The organism is Mangrovihabitans endophyticus (genome assembly GCF_014646155.1).
GTDB classification, from domain to species: Bacteria; Actinomycetota; Actinomycetes; order Mycobacteriales; family Micromonosporaceae; genus Actinoplanes; species Actinoplanes endophyticus.
Map to the genome: position 1 here is coordinate 150,342 of NZ_BMMX01000003.1, position 22,007 is coordinate 172,348.

16 protein-coding genes are annotated in these 22,007 nt (G+C 72.2%); 9 read left to right on the forward strand and 7 right to left on the reverse strand.

Going from position 1 to position 22,007, the window contains the following annotated elements:
• Nucleotides 1-4 precede the first annotated feature (4 nt).
• The 3 genes from IEY73_RS06870 to IEY73_RS06880 all read right to left on the reverse strand — a co-directional run bounded on the left by IEY73_RS06870 (nucleotide 5) and on the right by IEY73_RS06880 (nucleotide 3,399).
• On the reverse strand, nucleotides 5-1,120 hold the full coding sequence (locus IEY73_RS06870) for a glycosyltransferase (RefSeq protein WP_189078226.1): 1,116 nt from the start codon (nucleotides 1,118-1,120) through the stop codon (nucleotides 5-7).
• Nucleotides 1,117-2,277 (reverse strand): glycosyltransferase, encoded by a 1,161-nt coding sequence (locus IEY73_RS06875; RefSeq protein WP_189078227.1) that lies wholly within the window; start codon nucleotides 2,275-2,277, stop codon nucleotides 1,117-1,119. Before IEY73_RS06875 ends, IEY73_RS06870 begins: the two co-directional genes overlap by 4 nt.
• A gap of 120 nt (nucleotides 2,278-2,397) precedes the next feature.
• A complete protein-coding gene (locus IEY73_RS06880) occupies nucleotides 2,398-3,399 on the reverse strand; it encodes a glycosyltransferase family 4 protein (protein ID WP_189078228.1) in 1,002 nt (333 codons plus the stop codon).
• A 91-nt stretch (nucleotides 3,400-3,490) separates the two neighbouring features.
• On the opposite strand from IEY73_RS06880, the gene IEY73_RS06885 reads away from it, so the two are divergent.
• Nucleotides 3,491-5,227 (forward strand): glycoside hydrolase family 13 protein, encoded by a 1,737-nt coding sequence (locus IEY73_RS06885; protein ID WP_189078229.1) that lies wholly within the window; start codon nucleotides 3,491-3,493, stop codon nucleotides 5,225-5,227.
• A 54-nt stretch (nucleotides 5,228-5,281) separates the two neighbouring features.
• On the opposite strand, the gene IEY73_RS06890 is transcribed toward IEY73_RS06885, so the two are convergent.
• A complete protein-coding gene (locus IEY73_RS06890) occupies nucleotides 5,282-5,428 on the reverse strand; it encodes a hypothetical protein (protein ID WP_189078230.1) in 147 nt (48 codons plus the stop codon).
• 66 nt (nucleotides 5,429-5,494) lie between these two features.
• A complete protein-coding gene (locus tag IEY73_RS06895) occupies nucleotides 5,495-7,681 on the reverse strand; it encodes a peptidoglycan recognition protein family protein (RefSeq protein WP_229715632.1) in 2,187 nt (728 codons plus the stop codon).
• Between the two features lie 133 nt (nucleotides 7,682-7,814).
• On the opposite strand from IEY73_RS06895, the gene IEY73_RS06900 reads away from it, so the two are divergent.
• The 7 genes from IEY73_RS06900 (at nucleotide 7,815) to IEY73_RS06930 (ending at nucleotide 18,232) form a co-directional block, all read left to right on the forward strand.
• Nucleotides 7,815-10,142, forward strand: coding sequence for a putative bifunctional diguanylate cyclase/phosphodiesterase (locus IEY73_RS06900; RefSeq protein WP_229715633.1), 2,328 nt, complete (start codon nucleotides 7,815-7,817; stop codon nucleotides 10,140-10,142).
• Nucleotides 10,143-10,220: 78 nt separating this feature from the next.
• The gene (locus IEY73_RS06905) at nucleotides 10,221-11,273 is read left to right on the forward strand and encodes a class I SAM-dependent methyltransferase (RefSeq protein WP_189078231.1); all 1,053 of its coding nucleotides are present in this window, start codon (nucleotides 10,221-10,223) and stop codon (nucleotides 11,271-11,273) included.
• A gap of 136 nt (nucleotides 11,274-11,409) precedes the next feature.
• Entirely contained in the window at nucleotides 11,410-13,131 is a 1,722-nt protein-coding gene (locus tag IEY73_RS06910) for a sulfatase-like hydrolase/transferase (RefSeq protein WP_229715634.1), read from the forward strand.
• 54 nt (nucleotides 13,132-13,185) lie between these two features.
• Nucleotides 13,186-16,032, forward strand: coding sequence for an AfsR/SARP family transcriptional regulator (locus IEY73_RS06915; RefSeq protein ID WP_189078232.1), 2,847 nt, complete (start codon nucleotides 13,186-13,188; stop codon nucleotides 16,030-16,032).
• Nucleotides 16,033-16,035: 3 nt separating this feature from the next.
• Nucleotides 16,036-16,620, forward strand: a complete 585-nt coding sequence (locus tag IEY73_RS06920) for a hypothetical protein (RefSeq protein ID WP_189078233.1) — start codon at nucleotides 16,036-16,038, stop codon at nucleotides 16,618-16,620.
• A gap of 47 nt (nucleotides 16,621-16,667) precedes the next feature.
• Entirely contained in the window at nucleotides 16,668-17,306 is a 639-nt protein-coding gene (locus IEY73_RS06925) for a bifunctional 4-hydroxy-2-oxoglutarate aldolase/2-dehydro-3-deoxy-phosphogluconate aldolase (protein WP_189078234.1), read from the forward strand.
• The gene (locus IEY73_RS06930; protein WP_189078235.1) at nucleotides 17,303-18,232 is read left to right on the forward strand and encodes a sugar kinase; all 930 of its coding nucleotides are present in this window, start codon (nucleotides 17,303-17,305) and stop codon (nucleotides 18,230-18,232) included. Before IEY73_RS06925 ends, IEY73_RS06930 begins: the two co-directional genes overlap by 4 nt.
• Before the next feature lie 27 nt (nucleotides 18,233-18,259).
• On the opposite strand, the gene IEY73_RS06935 is transcribed toward IEY73_RS06930, so the two are convergent.
• Together IEY73_RS06935 and IEY73_RS06940 are read right to left on the reverse strand one after the other, a co-directional pair.
• Nucleotides 18,260-19,120 (reverse strand): pyridoxal-phosphate dependent enzyme, encoded by an 861-nt coding sequence (locus IEY73_RS06935; protein WP_189078236.1) that lies wholly within the window; start codon nucleotides 19,118-19,120, stop codon nucleotides 18,260-18,262.
• A gap of 113 nt (nucleotides 19,121-19,233) precedes the next feature.
• Entirely contained in the window at nucleotides 19,234-20,163 is a 930-nt protein-coding gene (locus IEY73_RS06940; protein ID WP_306661474.1) for a DUF389 domain-containing protein, read from the reverse strand.
• A gap of 252 nt (nucleotides 20,164-20,415) precedes the next feature.
• On the opposite strand from IEY73_RS06940, the gene IEY73_RS06945 reads away from it, so the two are divergent.
• Entirely contained in the window at nucleotides 20,416-21,843 is a 1,428-nt protein-coding gene (locus IEY73_RS06945; RefSeq protein WP_189078238.1) for a S8 family peptidase, read from the forward strand.
• The last annotated feature ends 164 nt before the right edge of the window (nucleotides 21,844-22,007 follow it).

Here is a 22,007-nt window from a genome sequence, read left to right on the forward strand (position 1 = left end):
GCGGTCACGCTAGGCCACCTGAGGGTCGTGTCGCACCTCGGGACGCCAGCCGGCGCGCATGCTGCAGCGTGGCGAGGAGAGCGAGAGTGGATTCGGCACCTTGGTTCACATTAGGACCATCTGGCTTCAATCCGTCATATCCGCCACCCGTGAGGGGGTCGTACATGACGGTCCCGGCATCGTTGTCGCCGAGGAACCAGTTGATCGCCTGCATCAGCGCGTCGTCCCAGCGTTCGTCGCCGGTGACGGCCGCGGCGGTGGCGCAGGCGTCCGCGGTGGCCGCCGCCTCGATCGGCTGCTGGTCGTAGCGGTGCCGCGGGACACCGGGGCGCCAGCCCCCGACCGGCACGGTCGACAACCGGCCGTGATGGTCCTGCATGTCGCACAGCCAGTCGAGCATGCGCAGCCCGTCGCCCAGCAGCGGCTCGTCGCCGAGCAGATCACCGGCGGCGATCAGCACCTCGGCCAGGGCCGGATTCGCGTACGTGAGGTCCGGTTCCGGCCACACCCAGGCCGGGTCCGAGCCCGGCGTGCCGACCACGGTCGCCGCATCGGCCAGCAGGTGCGCCGCGGCGGCGTCGCGAGGGTGCGCGCGCAGCACCTCGGCGGCGCCCAGACCGGCGAAGGCCATCGCCCGCGACCACGCCGATCGCTGCCGGGCGCCGAGCTCGAACGCCTCCCGCGCCGCACGCCGGATCCAGGGCACGGTGCTGCGGGCCGCCGCGGTGCCCAGGCCCCACAGCGCCCGCCCCCACCAGTCGCCGGTGGACGGCTCGTCGAGCCACCGGCGGTCATAGCCGAGCCGGTTGCGGAAACCGCCGTCCGCGCCCTGGGCGTGGGTGAGAAACGCGAGATACCGCTCGGCCAGCCGGACCACCTGCGCGGTGGGTTGCGTTTCCCGGGCCGCCACCAGCAGGCCGCGTGACACGTCGTCGACGCAGTAGCCGTGCTCGCGCCGGGCGATGGCGTGGCGCGCATGCTCAAGCAACCCCACGTCGTCGGAGAGCCGGGCGATGTGCGCCCAGCCCGGTGCGGGCGCGTCGGCGAGCCGCGCCGGCGGGGCGACGAGCCGGAGACCTGGCGCGCTGCGCTCGGTGCGGTCGCTCGCCCCGGCGCTCATGCGGAAACTCGCGTGCCGGCCCGCCGCGCGGTGTGCTCCCGCGCCCCCAGCAGCCGCTGCGCCAGTGCCTGGTATCGCGCCGCGACGGCCGGCCAGCGCAGCGTCGGCCCGGCCGTGATCCGGCTGAGTCGCCCGGTGGTGTCGCGGTCGTCCAGCATCCGGCGGATGCCCGCCGCCATCACCTCGGGCGCCTGATGCGGCACCAGCATGCCCGGCCCGTCGCTGAGCAGCTCCACGGCGTGCGGGAACTCGGTGGCCACCACCGGCACCCCGGCGCCCACCGCCTCGATCAGCACACCCGAGGTGACCTGCTCGGTGGAGTCGTAGGGCAACACCACCAGGTCCGCCGAACGGATCAGCCGGTTCAGCTCGGACTGCTCCATGTAGGAGTCCTCCCAGCGCACCCGGTCGGTCACGCCCAGGTCGGCGGCCAGCTCCCGCAGCGACTCCCGGTAGCGGTCGCCCTGCTGCTCCAGCACCTTGGGATGGGTGCGGCCGGCGATCGTGTACACCGGTGCCGGATCCAGGTCGCCGAGCAGGGCCACGGCGCGCAGCGCCCACTCGATGCCCTTGCCCGGCCCGAGCAGTCCCCAGGTGAGCAGGTGCGGCCGGGCGTTGCGGTCGCGCGGAGCTCCGCAGTGACCGGCGGCGCCGTGCGGGATCACCGAGATCTTGGACGGGTCGACGTGGTAGTGGTCGGTCAGCCGCTGCCGCGCGGTGTCGGTCATGGTGACCACGGCGTCCGCGGCGGCCACCACCCGTTCCAGCACCGAGCGCTGCAGCGGGTCCGGGGTGCTCAGCACGGTGTGCAGCACGACGATGGTGGGCGCCTTGACCGCGCGCAGCAGCGGCAGCACCTCCTGACCGGCGTCACCCGGGTAGATCCCGTACTCGTGCTGCACGATCACCACGTCGAAGCGGTTCAGGGCGTTGGCGGCGGCCACCCATCCGTCGGGCCGGTCGGTCGGCCAGGTGTGCACCACGCGCGGGGCGCTGCGGTCGACGGTCAAGCCACCCTTGTCGTCGCCGGCCAGCAGGCGCACCACGCCGCTACGCCCGGACCCCGCGTTGAGATGCGTGCCCAGGGCGGCGTTGAAGGTTGCCAGCCCGCATTGCGTGGGTGGGTAGGTGCTGAGAAAGCCGTACGTCGCAGGCATGACAGTCCCTTCTGCTCGGCGGCTGCCTCCCCGCAGCGCAAAATCCGCACATCACTCCAGTGCAGATAAATGTGACGATTAACGACTAATTCACATTTCGACCGTAGCAAAAAGGTCTGATCAGCGGCCGAGTTTGCGGTAAATGCTCAGGTAGTCCTCGACCATGCGGTCCGCGCCGAAACGGTCCCGGGCCCGCTGTCGGCACCGCTGCCGGTCGATGCCGCCGACCCGGGCGACCGCCGCCACCGCCTGGTCGACAGTGTCCACCAGATGCCCGGTGATTCCCTCGTCGACAACCTCCGGCATGGATCCCTTCCGGTACGCGACTACGGGCGTCCCGCACGCCATCGCCTCCACCACGGACAGCCCGAACGGTTCCGCGAAGGAGATCGGATGCAGCAGCGCCGCCGCGCCGCCGAGCACCCGCGCACGCTGCTCCGGCCCGACCGAGCCGTGATAGACCACGCGGTCGTCGTCGATGTGCGGCTCCACCCGCTCGGCGAAGTAACGCCGGTCCTGCACGATTCCGCAGAGGATCAACCGCCGGCCGGCGCGCCGGGCGATCTCGATCGCCACGTGCGTGCCCTTGTCCGGATGGATGCGGCCGAACGCCACCAGGTCGTCACCGCCGCGCGGGTCGAAGGGCAGCCCGCCGAAGTCCACACCGTGGTAGACCGTGCCGACGTAGTCCAGCTCGGGTGCCCGGTCGCTGTCCGAGATCGACACGAACGACGAGCGTGACCGTGCGTACGCGGGAAGGATGGCCGGGCCGGAGAATCCGTGCACGGTGGTGAGCATCGGCGCCCGGCAGTGTTCCGAGAAGGCCAGCGGCAGCCAGTCCAGATGGTTGTGCACCAGGTCGAATTCCGCCGAGCGGCGCAGCGCGTGCGCGACGTGGATCGCCTCCCACACGCGGCCGTCGATCCGCGGATCCTCCTCGTAGCCGGCGGGCACCACGCCGTCCAGCTCGGCCTTGGTGAGCGAGTCCAGCGTGGCGAACAGCGTCACGTCGACACCCCGCTCGGTCAGCCCCTCGGCAAGCAGGCTGGTGATCAGCTCCCACGGGCCGTAGTGCACCGGCGGCGTACGCCAGGCGATGGGCCCCAGCAGCGCGACTCTCATCGGAAAACCCCCGTATCGGCCGAAAACTCGCAATCAGTATGCGACGGTGATCCTCGTTTGAGCGTCCGGTTCGCGTGTTAAAGAAGGTGCCATGACGGATTCGTGGTGGAAGAACGCGGTGGTGTACCAGATCTATCCCCGCAGCTTCGCCGACTCCGACGGCGACGGCATGGGTGACCTGCGCGGCATCATCGCGCATCTGGACTACCTGGCCGGGCTGGGCGTGGACGTGCTGTGGCTGTCGCCGGTCTATCCCTCACCCCAGGACGACAACGGCTACGACATCAGCGACTACCGCGACATCGACCCGGTCTTCGGCTCGCTGGCGGTCTTCGACGACCTGCTCGCCGGGGTGCACGAGCGCGGCATGAAGCTGATCATGGACCTGGTGGTCAACCACACCTCGGACGAGCATCCGTGGTTCGCCGCGAGCCGGTCCTCGACCACCGACCCGCGGCGCGACTGGTACTGGTGGCGCCCGGCGCGCTCGGGCATGACCCCCGGCACGCCCGGTGCGGAACCCACCAACTGGGGTGCCACCTTCGGCGGCCCGGCCTGGGAGTACGACGCGGAAAGCGGGGAGTACTACCTGCACCTGTTCTCCCGCAAACAGCCCGACCTCAACTGGGAGAACCCGGACGTGCGCGCCGCGGTGCACGAGATGATGCGCTGGTGGCTCGACCGGGGCGTGGACGGGTTCCGGATGGACGTCATCAACTACATCTCCAAGGACCCGGCCCTGCCCGACGGTCCGCAACGGCCCGGTTTCTCGTACGCGGACGGCTCCGCCGCCTACATCGACGGCCCCCGCATGCATGAGTTTCTGCACGAGATGCACGAGAAGGTCTTCGCCGGGCGCGATGCGCTGCTGACCGTCGGCGAGATGCCCGGCGTCACCGTGGACGAGGCTCGCCTCTACACCGACCCGGCGCGGGCGGAGGTCGACATGGTCTTCCAATTCGACCATGTCTGGGTCGACCGCGGGCCGGACCCGTGGCGGCTGGAGCCGTTGCGGTTGACCAAACTCAAGGGCATCCTCGGCCGCTGGCAGGCGGGCCTGGCGGACACCGGATGGAACAGCCTCTATTGGAACAATCACGACCAGCCCCGGGTGGTGTCCCGCTTCGGCGACGACGGACAGTTCCGCGTGGAATCCGCGAAGATGCTCGCCACCGTGCTGCATCTGCACCGCGGCACGCCGTACGTCTATCAAGGTGAAGAACTCGGCATGACGAACGCGCCGTTCGAGTCCATTCACGACTTCCGCGACATCGAGGCGCTCGGCCAGTACGCGCAGGCGGTCACCGAGGAGGGCCGTGATCCCGAGGACGTGCTGACGGTGCTGCGAGCACGGGGTCGCGACAACGCGCGCACCCCCATGCAATGGGACGGCTCGGCCCAGGCGGGCTTCACCACTGGCATGCCCTGGCTGGCGGTCAATCCGAACCACAAAGAGATCAACGCGATGGCTGCGGTGGCCGACCCGGACTCGGTCTATCACCATTACCGCAAGCTGATCGAACTGCGGCACACCGAACCCGTGGTGGCGCACGGCGACTTCCGCATGCTACTGCCGGACGATGAGCGGCTGTACGCCTTCACCCGTACGCTCGGCGACACCCGGTTGCTGGTGATCGGCAACTTCTCGGCGGACACGGTGAAGGCGGAACTGGACGACGCCGCGGAGTGGGCCGCGTCCGAGCTGGTGCTGACCAACACCGCGGCGCCGTCCGGCGACCTGATGATCGGACCCGACCTGACGAGCGGACCCGACCTGACGATCGGCCCGTGGCAGGCCGTGGTCTACCGCCGGGCGCTGGGCGGCTGACCGGCCCGGTGCCGGCATCGGACGCGCCGGCACCGGCCGCACCTGCCGGCGGGGTCAGCCGGTGATGGTGTTCCACGAGTAGCCGAGCAGCGCGAACGCGGCGCCCAGCAGCGCGAGCGACACTCCGCGGGTACCGATCGGCAGTGCCGCCAGCACGAGAAGAATGACCGCGATGAGATAGAAGAGACCCTGTATGGACATCTGAACTCCTCGATATCGGTATGACCGGCGCGCTCATACCCGAGGAATGCGGGTGCCCAAACCAATTCATCGCAAGATGACGAGTCCGTCGATCACCACGCCCGGACGTCCCGCGCTGCCCTCGACCGCTACCCGCACGGTGTGCCGGCCGCTGCTGCCCCAATAGGTCACCCACGCCGACCGCCGGTTCTGCACGCCCCGCGCCCGCAAGTCGACAACACCCACGTAGCTGCCGTCCACGTACATCTTGACTCGGCCGGACACCCCCGTGCGGCTTACCGCCAGGGCCGCCGCTCGGCCGGTGAATCGCCAGGTCAGCGTCGAGTTGCGAGTGGTGCTGTGGAATGCCTGGCCGGCCAGGAACGCCGTGCTCCGCAAGGTGCGCCACGAGCCGGTCCGGGCCGCGTCACTTTCCGCGGCCACCGAGGCGGTGCGGGTCACCGAGCCGAAGCCCGCGTTGCCCGCTTCGTCGTTGGCGCGCAGGGTGAAGGTGGTCGCGTGACCGGCGGGCATCGTGGTCGCCAGCCGCGTTGCGGTGCCCGACAGGCGTACGCCGTCCGGCTCGATGAGGGCCTGTGACGCCAGTTCGCCGGCGTCGGCGGCCCGCCAGCCGAGCCGCACCGGCACCCGGCTCTGCAACGATCCGGTGGCCAGGGCGGCCACCGGCCCGGCGGTGAACTCCGGTGCGGTGGTGTCGGCCACCACCACTCGGGCGAAGCTGCGGGAGATCCCGTTCAACCCCACCGCCCGTACGGTGATGGTGTGCCGGCCCGGCGTCAGGCGCAGGGTGGTGGTGCGGTGTGCGGCGGGCGTGGACGTCGCGAGCCGACCGTCGACGAGCACGTCGAAACGCCACAGCATGGTCGTCGACGTGCCGATGGTCCAGTGCGGCGCGATGGTGCCGCGGGTGTAGTACGCCGACGAGCCCTTCGCCGCGCCCCCGATGCGGGACAGCCGCAGACCGGCCGGCGCCGCCGCCGCGAGGGAGCGGATCGAGCCGAGCTGGCCGTACAGCGTGGTCCCCGGGCACGCGGTGTACCCCGTGTCGCGGTGGCCGGAGATGCGGTTCAGCACGGCGGCGTGGCCTTCGGCGTACCGGTCGCTGCCGCTGGAGACCAGGGTGACGGTGCCGGCCGCGGTGGTGCCGTAGGTGCCCAGTTTCCAGGCGGCCACCCGGGCGATCATCGCGCGGACGGATGCCGGGGCGCCGATGGAGGTGTAGTCGCCGATCACCGCGATCGCCGCGCTGTGCGAGTTGAAGCCGAGGGTGTGCGCGCCGAGCACCGGCTGGTCCGCGCCGCCGCCGCGGCCTTCGAAGAGGGTGCCGCACTTGTCGACCAGGAAGTTGTAGCCGATGTCGTTCCAGCCCTTGCTGTGGACGTGATAGCGCTGGATGCCACGGATGATGGCGGCCGACTGCGCGCAGCCGTAGTTGTTGCTGCCCGCCGTGTGGTGTACGAAGATCACCTTGACGTCGCTGGTGTACTGCGGCTCGCCCTTGACGATCGACTCGTCGGCGCCCCAGCCCGCCCGGGTGACCATCGGTGGCAGGGGCCGGGCGCGCGACGCGGCGCGGGCCGACGGCGCGGCCTGGGTCGCCGCCCGTGGTGCCGCGGTGACGCCGGGACCGGTCGCCCCGCCGGCCGCGGCGGGCTCCGGCGCGGCCGGGTTGATCAGGTCGAGCCGCATCCCATCGGGCAAGGTGCCGGTGCGCCCCGGCGCGGTGATCACCTGGGCCGCGACGCCGTCGGAATCGCCCACCCAGACCGGGTCGGTGCCACCGCGCCGGCCGTCCGGCTCGGTGCCGGGTTCGGCCGCGTCCGGCTCGTCCGCGTCAAGGGTCCGCCACGCGCTCCAGGCCCCGGTGACGGCCGAGCGGGTGCGCACCCGGATGGTGCCGGGCGGCTTCGCCGCCGGGTCGGTCCAAGTGGCACCGATCAGGCTGAACGGTTGGGTGGTGCGCGGCGCCACGGTGCCGGATGCGGTGGCCGCCGCCGCGCCGGAGACCTGCGCGAGGGCCACGGTCTGCAGCCCGGGGGCATCGGCGGGAGCGGCGTAGGCCGTGGCCGGTCGTGGCGTGACGACGCCAGGAACCGCGAGCGCGATGCCGGTCAGCACGACAAGCGTACGGGTGAGTGTCCGGTTCAGGTGCACGTGTCCCCCCGAGTGACGGTCCGGGCCGCCCGGCCGGATGACCGGCGAGGCCGAGCCTTCGGCCGCGGTCCGGCTCGTCCCGGTGGTACCAGCCGTCACGCGGATGCACCGCAGCCTCGCAGATGCCGCCTGGCCCTCGTGGCAATTCACCGAAACTCCGGCGTAACCGCTCGGTTCCGGCTTTTCCGCGCTTAGTGGTAAGTCTGGCGGTGAACGTGCCGATGGGGAGGACGTGACACTCGCCCCACCGGTGCACCGGGAACGTGCCGCGCCCGCGGTATCGCCCGCACCGCCGCCGCTGCGGCGGCGCGAGACGCTGCTGTTCCTCGGGGTGATGGCGGTCGCGGTGCTGGCCCTGACGATCGGGCCGCTGTGGCTGCAGACGTCGGCGACCGCGGTGATCGTGGTCGGGAGTTTCTGGGCGCTGATCCGCGGCACGCGCCGCAATGCGATCCCCGGCTGCCGTGCCCCCTGGTGGGCGATGATCGTCGCGGCGACGCTGTTCATCGGCGCCGTGGTGGTGCGCCTGGTGGTGCCGGGCGCGGATGCGTCCCCGCCGGGCGCGGTCGCGCTCATCCCGAACCTGATGGTTCTTCCCGCGTACGCGGCGCAGGCCTGGGCGTACGCGCAGATGCTGCGCCGCCGCCGGGCGGTCGAGGACGACCCGGCCGGGACCGACGCGCTGCTGGTCGGCCTGACCAGCGCGTACGGCGTCTGGACCCTGCTGATCGTGCCGGCGCTCGGGCCCGGCAACGAGACCCTGGTCTACATCACCAACCTGTTCTTCCCGGTCATCGACGTGATGCTGCTGGTCTTGGTGACGCAACTGGCCCTGGCCGGCGGGGCGCGGGCGCCGTCGTTGTGGCTGCTGCTCGGCGGCTCCGGGCTGATGTTCACCGGCGACACCCTGTACGCGCTGAGCGACGGGCAACTGGCCGACGTCCCGATGCACCTCATCGATGTGCTGTTCATGGCGTCGCTGGCGGTGTTCGGCGCGGCGACGCTGCATCCGTCCATGCGCACGCTCACCGAAGCGCAGTCGATCGAGGTGCGCCGGCTCAACCCGTTCCGGATCACCGCCATCGCCCTGCTGGTCATCCTGCCGCAGGCGCTCACCGCGTTCCTGCCCCCGAGCAGCCTGCTGGACAGCCTGGTCCGGGCGGTGCTGTGCGTGTTGCTGATCGTCACGGTCTTCGTCCGGGTGGTGCGCTCCAACAACTCGCGGGCGCAGGCCGAACGGGCGTCTCGCCACCGTGCCACCCATGACGTGCTCACCGATCTGCCCAATCGTGAGCTGCTCGCCGAGACGGTGGCCGCCTGGGGCGAGCGTGCGGCGACCGAGGAGCAGGAGATCAGTCTGCTCTTCATCGACCTGGACCGGTTCAAGATGGTCAACGACCACTGGGGACACCGGGTCGGCGACGAACTGCTCTGCCAGGTCGCCGGCCGGCTCGCCGGGCATGTGCGAGAGGGTGATCTGGTGTGCCGCATCGGCGGGGACGAGTTCGTCATCGCCCTGTCCAGCCGGTCGCATTCCCGGGTCGCCGAGTCGCTGGCCGACCGGGTGCTCGCCGCGCTCGCCCGGCCGTTCGACCTGAGCGTGGGCAGTGTGGTGATCTCCGCGTCGATCGGCGTCGCGAAGGCCGTGGGCGGAACCCAGGCCCTGGAACTCATCCGGGACGCGGACACCGCCATGTACAAGGCCAAGGGTTCGGGGCGCAACGGGTACGCCCTGTTCGACACCTCGCTGCGCGACCGGGTCCGCGACCGGGTCCGGCTGGAGCAGGCGTTGCGCGGCGCGCTCGACCGCGGCGAACTGGCCGTGTACTACCAGCCGATCGTCGACCTGGAATCCGACGAGCTGGACGGTTTCGAGGCGCTGATGCGGTGGCAGTCGCCGGAACTGGGCTTCGTCTCGCCGATGGACTTCATCCCGATCGCCGAGGAGACCGGCCTGATCGTGGAGGTCGGCGCGTGGCTGCTCCGCGATGCGGTCCGCGAGCTGGTCCGCTGGACCGAGCGGCGGCCGGACGGCGCGCGCCGCCTGCACGTCTCGGTCAACGTGTCGGTCCGTCAACTGCGCGGCGGCGCGCTCGTGCGTACGGTGCGCGACACGCTGGCCGAGACGGGTCTGCCGCCCGAGGCGCTGTGGCTGGAGATCACCGAGTCCGGCGTGATGGAGGACGTGGACACCGCGCTGCAGACCCTGAACGAGTTGCGCGATCTCGGGGTGACGCTGTGCGTGGACGATTTCGGCACCGGCTACTCCTCGCTCAGCTACCTGCACCGGCTGCCCGTCGGCATCGTCAAGATCGACCGCTCGTTCGTGGCCGGTGTCGGTGAGGACGACTCGACCAACGAGCCGATCGTGCGCGCGGTGCTGGCGATGACCCACGCCATGGGCCAGCGTGTGGTCGCCGAGGGCGTGGAGACCGCGGTGCAACGCGACTGGCTCCGGGCACAGGACTGCGACCTGGTGCAGGGATGGTTCTACGGCAAGCCGGAGCCGCCCGCCCGCCTGGAGGACTGGTTGCGCCGGGACACCGCGACGGCCGGCTGACCCGGACGGCCGCCCGCGACATCCGACCGGCAGGCCCTCTGCACGCGTGCTGCACGCACCGCCGGGGACGGTGGCCGCATGACCACTACCGAGTACTCCCGTGACCTGCTCGCCCAGCGGCTGTTGGACAGCCTGCTCGGCGCCGTCGAACTGCTCACCTGCGAACTGGGCCGCCAGCTCGGGCTTTACGACGCGCTGCGCGGCTGCGCCCGGACCGCGGCGGAGCTGGCCGAGGCCACCGGCATCGACCGCCGGTATGCCCGCGAATGGCTGGAACAGCAGGCCGCCGCAGGGCTGCTGGCGGTGCATCCCGGACCGGCCTTCACCCTGCCGGAGGAGCACGCGGCGGTGCTGCTCGACGAGGGCGACGCCGCCTACCTGGGCACCGCCGGCCAGTTCGCGCTCGGGGTCGGGCTGACCACCCCCGCGGTCGTCGCGGCGTTCCGCACCGGCGCCGGCGTCCCGTACGCGGACTTCGGGCACCACCTTCGGCACGGCATCGCCGCGTTCAACCGGCCGATGTTCATCCATCAGCTCACCGCGCAGTGGCTTCCGGCCGTACCGGACATCGACCGGACGCTGCGGTGCGGCCCGGCGCACGTGCTCGACCTGGGCTGCGGTCTCGGGCATTCATCGGTGGCCCTGGCCCGCGCCTATCCGTCGATCACCGTGCGCGGCGTCGACCTGGACGAGGCGTCAATCGTGGAAGCCCGCAAGACGGCAGCCGCGGCGGGCGTCGCCGACCGGGTGAGTTTCACCGTGGGCGACGCTTCGGGCCGGCACGGTCCGGCGGACCTGGTCACCATCTTCGAAGCGCTGCACGACATGGCCGATCCGGTCGCCGTGCTGTCCGCAGCGCGGGCCGCGCTGACCGAGGGCGGCAGCGTCTTCGTGGGCGACGAGCTGGTGGCCGACGAGTTCGCCGTGCCCGCCGCAGAGATGGAGCGGCTGCAATACGCGTTCAGTGTGCTGCATTGCCTGCCGGCCACCCGGGCCGAAGGGACCGAGTCCGCCAACGGCACTGTGCTGCGCGCGCCCACGCTGCTCGGCTGGGCGCGGGAAGCCGGTTTCGCGGCTCCCGAGGTCGTGGACATCCCGCACGACATCTGGCGGTTCTATCGGCTTCGGTGATACGACTCTCGCGGCCGCGCTGAACCGTTCCGGCGCTTCGGGCGTACCACCCTCTGTGCCCGTCGTGGGCGCCGTGCCGCGGTGGGCGCTTCCCCTCCGGGCGCGCGGGGGAACCGTCCGGGAGAGGAAGACCGTCGTGTCCGAGGCGAACGTGTCCGAGGCGAACCCGTCCGAGGCGAACCCGTCCGAGGCGAACCCGTCCGAGGCGAAAGGGGGACGCGTGCGTCGCGCAGCCGCGATCGTCACCACCGTCCTGGCCGCGCTGCTGGTCTTCCTCGCCCTGGTCACCCCGGACCAGGTCAGCCGGCTGCCGGCCGGCTCGTATCTCCCGGCGGCCTTCGTCCGGGTGCCGATCGACGGGGTGATCGTGATCGCCATCCTGCTGGTTCTGCCCCGGCGGGTCCGCCGCCCGGCGGCGGTGGTGCTCGGTGCCCTGCTCGGCCTGCTGACCGTGATCAAGCTGATCGACATGGGCTTCTTCGCGGTCCTCGCCAGGCGATTCGACCCGGTTCTGGACTGGCCGCTGTTCGCCGACGGCTACCGGTTCGTCAAGGACTCGTTCGGCCTGCCCGGTGCGATCGGCGCGGTGATCCTGGCCGTTCTGCTCGCGGTGGGACTGGTGCTCGCCATCACCTTCGCGGTGATGCGGCTGACCGCTCTGGCGGCCCGGCACCGCAAGGCGGCGGCCGGGTCGGTCGCCGCGGTCGCCGCCGCCTATGTCGCCGTGGTGGCGTTGAGCGCCACCTTCATCCCCGGCGTCTGGGTGGCCTCCTCGGCCGCGGCGGACCTGGCCTACGACACCGCCCTGAAGATTCCGGAGGACATCCGCGACCGGGACGCCTTCGCCACGGAGGTGGCTCAGGACCGGTTCCGCGACGTGCCCGGCGACCAGTTGCTGACCGGCCTGCGCGGCAAGGACGTGGTGGTGGCCTTCGTGGAGAGCTACGGCCGCAGCGCGATCGACGACCGCGGGCTGGCCGCCGAGGTCGCTCCGGTGCTGGACGCCGGGACGCGGCAGCTCACCGCGGCCGGATACACCGCGCGCAGCGGATATCTCACCTCGCCCACCGCCGGCGGCGGTAGCTGGCTGGCGCACTCCACGTTCCTGTCCGGTGTGTGGATCGACAACGAACAGCGGTACCGCAGCCTCGTCTCCGGCGACCGGTTCACCCTCACCCGGTCCTTCGGCCGGGCCGGGTTCCGCACCGTCGGCTTCGAACCCGGTGTCACGTACGCGTGGCCGGAGGCCGAGTTCTACGGCTACGACAAGGTCTACGACTCGCACACGATGGGTTACCGCGGTCCGAGCTTTAGCTGGTCCACCATGCCCGACCAGTTCGTCCTGGAGGCGCTGCAGCGCGCCGAGCTGGGCCGGGCGCAGCACGCGCCGACGCTGTCCGAGGTCACGTTCACCTCCAGCCACACGCCGTGGGCGCCGGTGCCGCGCATGGTCGACTGGGACACGATCGGTGACGGCTCGCTGTACGGCCCGATGGTGGCGAACCAGGAGAAGGCCGGTTCGGTGTGGAAGGACCACGCCAAGATCCGTTCCGCGTACGCCCGGTCGATCGGCTATTCGGTGCAGAGCCTGGTGTCCTGGCTGACCACGTACGGCACGCCGGACACCGTGGTGGTGTTCCTCGGCGACCACCAGCCCGCGCCGATCGTCACCGGCGAGAACGCCAGCCGGGACGTTCCGGTGACGCTCGTCGCCCACGATCCGGCGGTGCTGAAGCGGATCGACGGATGGGGATGGCAGGACGGGCTGAAGCCCGGCCGGGACGCTCCGGTGTGGCGGATGGACCAGTTCCGGGACCATTTCCTGACCGCCTTCGGCCCGGCCGGCGACCCGCACTGACATCCGTCCCGATGGTGGACCCGGTGCGGCACCGACCTGCCGTAGTGTCAGGGCGTGTTGGTCCGGCTGCTGGGGCCCTTCGAGGTGCGCGATCCCACCGGGCCGGTGGTGGTGCGCAGCACGCGCCAGCGCACCGTGCTCGCCGCGCTGGCGATGCACGCCGGGCGCCCGGTCGCGGTTGCCGACCTGGTCGATGCCGTTTGGCCGGATGATCCGCCCGCCTCGGCGCGTAACAGCCTGCAGTCGCACATCGCCCGGCTGCGCGGCGTGCTCCGGTCGTCCGGGGCGATCGTGCTGGATCCGGCCGGATATCGCCTGACGGCCGACGTCGACGCGGGCCAGTTCGAACGGCTGGTGCGCCGCGGCGAGCATGCCGCCGCGCTGGAACTGTGGCGCGGTCCGCCGTTGCGGGAGTTCCCGGACAGCCCGTTCCGCGAGTGGGCGGTGCGGCTGACCGAAATGTACCGCGCGGTTGTCGCATCCGGGTCGGACTCGGTGGCGCTGCGCACCGAAGTGCATGCCGACCCCTGCTGGGAGGCCGGTGCGGTGGCGCTGGCCCAGTCGTTGGTCGCGTCCGGCTCCATCGCCGACGCCGCCGCGGCGCTGCGCCGGCACTGCGAAGCGGTGGTGGAGCGGCTCGGCGTGGATCCATCACCCCGGGTGCGTCGGCTCCAGGCGGAGATTCTGCGTGGCGGCGCCCCGGAGCGCGCCGGCCGTCCGGACGGCGGCGGGGAGTTCCGCAGCACGGTGCCGTTGCGGTTCTCTTCCTTCGTGGGGCGGGTCGCCGAGAAGGCGCAACTGGCCGCGCTGTTGCGCGAGCCGGGCCTGGTCAGCGTGGTGGGGCCGGGCGGAGTGGGCAAGACCCGGCTGGTGGCCGAGACGACCGGTGCGTCCGGGCGGACCGCATGGGTGGACGCCGCCGACGTCCGCGACGGCCGGGAGTTCGTGCAGGCCGCCGCCGTGGTGCTCGGCGCGCGGCTGGGGCCACGGGACGATCCGCCGCCGGCGCTGGCACGTGCCGCGGCGCGCCTTGCCGCGCCGGTGGTGCTGGACAACTGCGAGCACGTGCTGACCGCCGTGGCCGCGGTGGCCGAGGCGTTGCTCGTCGCGGGCGTACGCGTGGTGGTGACCAGCCAGGAACGTCTGCGGGTGGACGGCGAGGCGGTGCTGACCTTAGGTCCGATGCCCACCGCCGATGGCGTACGGCTGTTTCACGACCGCTGTCCCGGCGGGGACGACGACTCCGCACCGGCCGAGATCGTCACCGCGCTGGACGGCCTGCCGCTGGCCATCGAATTGGCCGCTACCCAGGCGGCCGTGCTCGGTGTCGAGGCCGTCCGGGACCGCCTGGACGACCGGCTCGACCTGCTCGATCGCGGTCGGCGCACGGGCGCCGCGCGGCATCGCACGCTGCGCGCGGTGGCGGAGTGGTCATACCGCCTGTTGCCGGCGTCGGAGGCGGTGGTGCTGCGCCGGCTCTCGGTGTTCGGCGGCTCGTTCACGATGTCGCTGGCCGAGCAGGTGGTCGCTGTCGAACCGGTGTCCCGCGGCCGGGTCGCGCCCCTGCTGGCATCGCTGATCGAGCGTTCCCTGGTGGTGCGGCACGGCCCGCACCGATACCGTCTGCTGGAAACGGTGCGGATGCTGGCCGCGCAACGATTGGACTCTCCAGACACCGAACGGCCGGGCGCGGCTGGGCCGGGCACGGCTGGGCCGGACACGGCTGGTCCGCAGGCCGCGAGCGCGGGACGGGCCGGCTCCGGCGACGGGGATCGCATCCGGGCCAGGCACGCCGTCGCGGTGGTCGCCGCCGCCGAGGACCTGGACGTACGCATGCACGGCCCGGACCAGGCAGCGGCGGTGCGCGAGTTCGACGATCTGCTGCCGGACCTGCGCCGCGCCCGTACGCTTCGCGACCCCGGCCTCGTCGTGCGCTTGGCCGCGGCAATGTACCGATACGGCTATCACTGCCAGCAGTACGAAGTGCTGGCCTGGGGGCACGATGCCGTGCCGGTGGCCGGCCATCCGCGGCGCTCGGTGGCGCTGGCCGCGGCGGCGACCCATGAATGGGGACGCGGTGACCTCACGACGGCCCGGGACCTCGCGGCCCGAGCCGGAGAGTCCTCGGCAGCGCACGAGGTGCTCGGCGACGTGGCGCTGGTGTCGTGTGACGCTCCGGTGGCGCTGGCGCACTACCGGGCGATGGCCGGCTCGGCCGTACCGGCAGTGCGGGTGTCCGGGCTCTGCGGCGCGGCGCTGGTGCTCGCCTGGACCGGGTCTGTGGCCGCGGCGGTCGCGGAGGCGGAGCGCGCGCGGCAGATCGCCGACGACTGTGCCAATCCCAGTGCCATGGCCGAGGCCCGTTACGCACTGGGAGAGGCGCTCGCGGACACCCGGCCGGAGGAGGCGTTGGTCCTGCTCAGCGAGGCGGACCACCTCGCTCGGGAAGTGGACGACAGGCTGTTCCGGGGCGCTTCGCAGACGGCCGCAGTGGCCATTCGCAGCCGCCACGGTGATCCGGCGCCGGCCCTCGCCAGCTTCCGCGAGGTGTTGCGGCTGTGGCGGCGGGCCGGCAACACCACCCTGCAGAGCAACGCGTTGCGCAATCTGATCGTGCTGCTGGCGCGGGTGGGGGAGGACGAGACCGCCGCGCTGGTGGATGCGGCGCTGCCACCCTCGGCCGCGTTCCCGGCGCAGGCGGCGCGGCTGGCCCGCGCCCGCGCCGCGGTGGCCGAACGGCTGGGCGCCCGGACCGAGGCGTGCCACCGACGCGGCGCCGCGATGAGCGCGGTCGCCGTGACGGATGCGGCACTGAGCGCGATCGAGTCGGCGACCCGGCGGCAGACCGGTCACGATGTTCCCCACGCCGGTGAGTCGCGTGCCGGGCATCGCTACGGTTAGCGGGTGTCTGAGATCCCGTGGTGGGGGCTGCCCCTCATCGCCGCCGTGTTCGCCCTGGCCGGAGCCGGGACTGCGATGATCGTGTCGGCGCGCAACGACTACGCGCGCGGCCGGGTGCGCAAGACCCGGCGGTGGTACGAGGAACGGATGTCCGCGTACACCGAGCTGATGGCCGCCTTCGACCGCGTCGTCTACCGGTTGCGCACGGGGTACGCCGCGCGTGGTCGGCAGCCCGACCCGATGGCATACCTGGACGAAGTGGGCCCGGCGCTGATGCGGGTGCGCCTGCTCGCCTCGGGGCCGGTGCGCAGCGCCGCGCTGGCCGCCCACCTGCTGCTGGAGAAGCTGCACGAGACGGGCAAACCGGCGGCGGTGCCGGGGGTGGATCCGGAGAAGCACGGCCGGGAGTTGCTCGCCCAGGTGCCGTTGGTGCTGCAGGAGTTCGAGGCCGCGGCGCGCGAGGAGCTGGAGATCACGCCGCAGCCGCCGGCCGTGCTGACCGGTTTCGGACGGACCCGGCTGATCACCCTGCGCCGCCCGGCGCGCATCGCCGAGGTCCCGGAGAAGGAGCCGCACGCGGCCCGCTGACCGGCGCGGGCTCGTCATCGGCGGCGATGTCCCGCAGGATGGTGGTCATGCCGGACTCAGTGACCTCAGCCATCATCCGCAGCGGCGTCGTCGCGGTTCTGCGTGCGCCGTCCGCCGATGCGTTCGCCGCCGTGGCCGACGTGCTGGTCGGCGCCGGCGTCACGGCGATCGAAGTCACGCTGACCTCCCGCGGCGCCATGGACGCGCTGGCCGGGCTGCGCCGCCAGCTCCCGCCGAGCGCGGTGGTCGGTGCCGGCACGGTGCTCACCCCGGACGACGCCAAGGCGGCGCGGGACGCCGGTGCGGCGTTCCTGGTCTCACCGGTGGCCGATCGGCTGGCTCAGATGATCGAGGCTGCCGGCGACGTGCCGTTCTATCCGGGCGCCTTCACCCCGACCGAGATGCTCACCGCGCATCGTGCCGCCGCACCGCTGGTCAAGTTGTTTCCCGCGGGCGGGCTCGGACCGGCGTACCTGAAGGATCTGCGAGGGCCGCTGCCGGACCTGCGAGTGATGCCGACCGGAGGGGTCGAGATCGCCGACATCGCGGCCTGGTTGCAGGCTGGGGCTTCCGCGGTGGGGCTGGGCGGCCCGCTTCTGCAGGACGCGGCGCGCGGCGGAAGCCTTACGGAGTTGGCCGAGCGGGCCCGCCGCGCGGTCGACGCGGTCGCGTACGCGCGCTCATGAGCTCGCTGTTCACCGTCGGCGAGACGATGGGGCTGTTCGGTGCGCTGGCGATCGGCCGGATCGAGCACGTCGCCTCGTTCGGCTTCGGCATCGGGGGTGCCGAGTCCAATGTGGCCATCGGGGTGACCCGGCTGGGTGGCGCCGCGACCTGGCTGGGCCGGCTCGGCAGCGACGCGACCGGTGACATGATCGCCCGTCGGCTGCGCGCCGAGGGCGTGCACACCATGGACATCCGCGACGAATCCTTCACCGGTCTGATGGTGAAGCACCGCCGCACCGGCGAGACCATGCAGGTCGACTATCACCGCGCCGGATCGGCGGGTTCCCGTCTGACTCCGGCGGACATCCCGAGCGACCTGGCCGGCGCGTCGCTGTTGCACCTCACCGGGATCACCCCGGCGCTGAGCGACTCGGCGCGGGCCGCGGTGTTCCATGCGGCCGAGACCGCCCGCGCGAGCGGGGTGGCGGTGTCCTTCGACCTCAACTACCGCAGCAAACTGTGGTCCCGGTTCGACGCCGCCCCGGTGCTGCGTGACCTGGCCACGCGCGCGGACGTGCTGTTCGCCGGCCCGGACGAGGCGGAGCTGATCGTGGGCGCCGCGGGCACGGATCTGCCGGCGGCGCTGGCCGCCCTGGGGCCTGTCGAGGTCGTGGTGAAGGACGGCGCGCGGGGGTGCACCGCGCTCCTGGACGGCGTGCCGGCGAAGCTGCCCGCCCTCCCGGTGACCGTGGTGGACCCGGTTGGTGCGGGCGACGCGTTCGTCGCCGGCTACCTCGCGGCGCGTCTGGCCGGGTGGGCGGCGCCGGACCGGTTGCGCCAGGCGGTGGCGGCGGGCGCCTTCGCGGTGACCGTGCCGGGCGACTGCGAGGGGCTGCCGTCGACGTCCGAACTGGACGACATGTCGTTCGTGGACGTGCGGCGCTGACGGCTCGACCGGGACGACGAATGCGGCCTAGAGCTGGGGGTGGCCGAACAGTCCGGGCAGCCCCCCGGTGTGCAGGAAGACCACCCGGCCCCGGTGGGGTCCCGCGGCGATCAGCCCGGCCAACGCCCGGCCGGTGTAGGTGGGGTCGAGGAAGAGCCCCTCGGTGCGGGCAGCCAGTTTCAGCGCGTCCCGGACACGTTCGGTGAAATCGTGATAGCCCGGTCCGACCTGGCCACGGTCGATGGCGAGCCGGTCTGCGGGCACGCCGGGTGCCAGGGCGGCGATCGCGGCGCACGGATCGGGTAACGCGCCGGTGTCCACGCCCAGCACCCGTTCGGGGCCGAGCCCGGTCACCAGCCCCGCCATGGTGCCGCCGGACCCGACCGCCGTCACCACCTGGTCGACGTTCGGCAGTTGCTCGGTGATCTCTCGCGCGCAGTCCACATAGGCCTGCACCGACGACGGCGTCGACCCGCCGAGCGGAATGACGTGTGGCCGGTCGCCGGTGGCCCGCAGGCTGTCCGCGATGGCCTCCGGGTCCGCGTTCCACACCACCTGCGCTCCGGCCAGATGGTCGAGCACCAGGTTGCCGCTCAGCCGCGACGGCGGTTCGCCGTGCAGCACCAGGACCGACCGCAAGCCGAGCCGGGCGGCCGCCGCGGCGGTGAGGCGGGCGTGGTTGCTCTGCGGCGCCCCCACGGTGATCAGCGTGGTGGCGCCGGCCCGCAGCGCCTCCGCGCACAAAAACTGCAGTTTGCGCACTTTGTTGCCACCGCCACCGAGTCCGGTGAGGTCGTCGCGTTTGATCCACAATTCGCCGATGCCGAGCGCGGCGGCCAATCGCGGCGCCGGTTCCAGGGGTGTCGGCCAGGTGCCCAGACTGATCACGATCGGACCCTACCCATCTGTCGGTCTCGGCTGCGTCTCGCTGTCCGGCCGGGTCCGCGCAACGCCGCCTGGGGAGAGTCTCGCAGCAACACCACCTGATCGCCCGGCGTGCCTCAATGCTCGTCGGCACCGCGGTGACCGCGTCGCCACACCAGGCGCTGGACGAGCAGGGTCGCCACCCCGGCGAGCACGATCGCCGCGAGGTTGATCACCAGTTGCAGCGCCGAACCGGCCGCCTCGTCGGGCACCCCGTAGGCCAGCGCCACGGCCGCGTTCCCCGCCGCTGGAATCGTGGTGACCGAGATGAGCACCCCGACCAGCGTGGTCGACTTGGCCGAGGTCAACGACAGCATCCCGGCGATGCCGGCGAGCACGCCCACCACCCAGCTCAACGCGTCCGGCTGCCAGATGAAACTGGTCAGCGGCCGGGGAGCCAGCAGCATCGAGCGGTCCACCACCCCGATCGCATCCAGCAGCCAGGTGGCCAGCACGGTCACCGCCGCAGCCGCCGAGAACCCGGCCACCAGCGCGACAAGCGCTCGCCGGGCCAGCCGGGGACGGCGCCGCACCAGGCCCACGCACAGCCCGGCCAGCGGGCCGTAGTCCGGGCCGGCGGCCATCGCGCCGACGATCAGGATCGGCAGGTCGCGCAGCACACCGATGGCGGCCACCACGGTCGCGACGATCATGAAGGTGAGGAACGCGCCGGACAGCGTGCTCTCCTCGCCGGTGTTGTGCTCGATCTCCTGCCACACCACCGCGTCCACGCCCAGTCCGGGCACCAGCCGTTCGGCGCGGTCCACCGAGGCGGACAAGGCGATGTCGACGTGTTCCAGCATGATCGCGCCGTCGCGCTGGATGTCCAGGTCGCCCAGCCGGTCGATGACGCCGCTGGCACCCTCCCGGACGACGTCACAGAACACCAGGTCGCCGTCCGGTTCGCGGGCGGCGCCGGGCACCACGGCCACGTTGGTCACCGCGTCACTGTCGGCGAGGATCTGCGCCAGGCGTGCGGTGCGGTCCGGCGGGACGATGATCCGCATGTGCAGCACGGGCGGACTTTACCGATGGCGGCCGGACAAGTAAGACCGAGGACCCGTGGCGGCGGATCCCCGGCCTGACTTCGAGGACAGGCTACTCGCCCCGGCACCCGGGCGGCAGCCCCACCACCGGTCCGGCACGGGAGACCGTTCGTCGTGCTCATCGCGCGAATGACCACCCGGCTCGCCTCAGATCGGACCGGTCGTGGCCGAACTGGGCGGCCGTAGGGATCGATACGGCTGAAGGGCCACCACATGCGCACCGTCCCCCGGCCGACCAGCCGCACCGCGGCGGCGGTGGTCCTCGGCCTGATCGCCGCCGCGCTCGCGGTGCCCGCACCGGCCGCCGCGGGCGCGACGCCCGGCCGCTACATCGTGACCCTGTCCGTGGCGGCCACCGCCGGTCGCTCGGCGGTCGCCGCCGACGCGGTCGCCGGGAAGGTGCTCACGGCCGGGCACATCGTCAAGACCTACCGCAGCGTGCCCGCGCTCGCCGTACGGATGACCGCCACCGAGGCGCGCCGGGTCGCGGCCGATCCCGCCGTCGCGGCCGTGGAGCCGGACCAGCGCGTACGCATCGAGACCGTGCAGCGCGGCGCGACGTGGAACCTGGACCGCATCGACCAGCGTTCGCGTGCCCTGTCGCGCAGCTACACGCCGACCGACGACGGCAGCGCGGTGCACGCGTACGTGATCGACACCGGCATCCGGATCGGGCACGACGAGTTCCAGGGCCGTGCCTCGTACGGCTACGACTTCGCCGGCCACGACAGCGCCGCCGCCGACTGCAACGGACACGGCACGCACGTCGCGGCCACCCTCGGCGGGCGGCGGTACGGCGTCGCCAAGCAGGTGCGCCTGGTGGCCGTGCGGGTGCTGGACTGCGCCGGTGAGGGATACCTGTCGGACGTGCTGGACGGCGTCGACTGGGTGACCCGGCACGCGATCAAGCCGGCGGTCGCCAACATGAGCCTCGGCGGGTTCGTGTCGCCCGCTCTCGACGCGGCGGTGCGCACCTCGATCAGCAGCGGCGTCACGTACGTGGTGGCGGCCGGCAACAGCGCCGACGACGCCCGCTACTACAGCCCCGCCGGTGTGCGCGCGGCGATCACGGTGGGCGCCACCGACGTCCGCGACCGGCGCGCTAACTGGTCGAACTGGGGACCGGCAGTGGACCTGTTCGCCCCCGGCGTGGGCATCTGGTCGGCGTGGCGCAGCGGCGACTCGTCGCGTGCCGTGCTCAGCGGAACATCCATGGCCGCGCCGCACGTGGCGGGCGCCGCGGCGCTCGTGCTGGACGCGTACCCGGCGTACACGCCCGCCGAGGTCTCCGCGTACCTGGTGCGCGGGGCGACCGTGGGCCGGGTGGTCAACCGGGGCGCCGGCTCGCCGAACCGGCTGCTGTTCGTCCCGCCGCCGCCGCGCCGGCCGGTCATCCGGACGGTGTCCCTGCCGGCCGCGTCGGTGGGGGAGCCGTACCGGGCCCGGCTGCGGCTCGCGGCCACCCGGCGGGGTACGTGGAGCGTGGCGTCCGGAACGTTGCCCGAGGGACTGCGCCTCTCGGGCGCCGGTTACCTGTCCGGCACGCCTATCGAGGCGGGCACCGGCCGGGTGCTGATCCGGTTCACCGACTTCGTCCCGCACCGAGTGAATCGTGCCTACACCCTCGCGGTCGGCGAGTAGCCGCCTCCGCGGTGGCGTCGGCGGGCATCCCGAATCGGTGATAGCCCGGTGTTATGTAAGCCGTGAAACCGCAGCTCAGCACCCCTAGAGAAGGCTTGTGCGGTGGTGATCGGGCGGGGGCGGACACCCTTGAGTCGGGATCGAAAATTGTAAATACTTCGAGC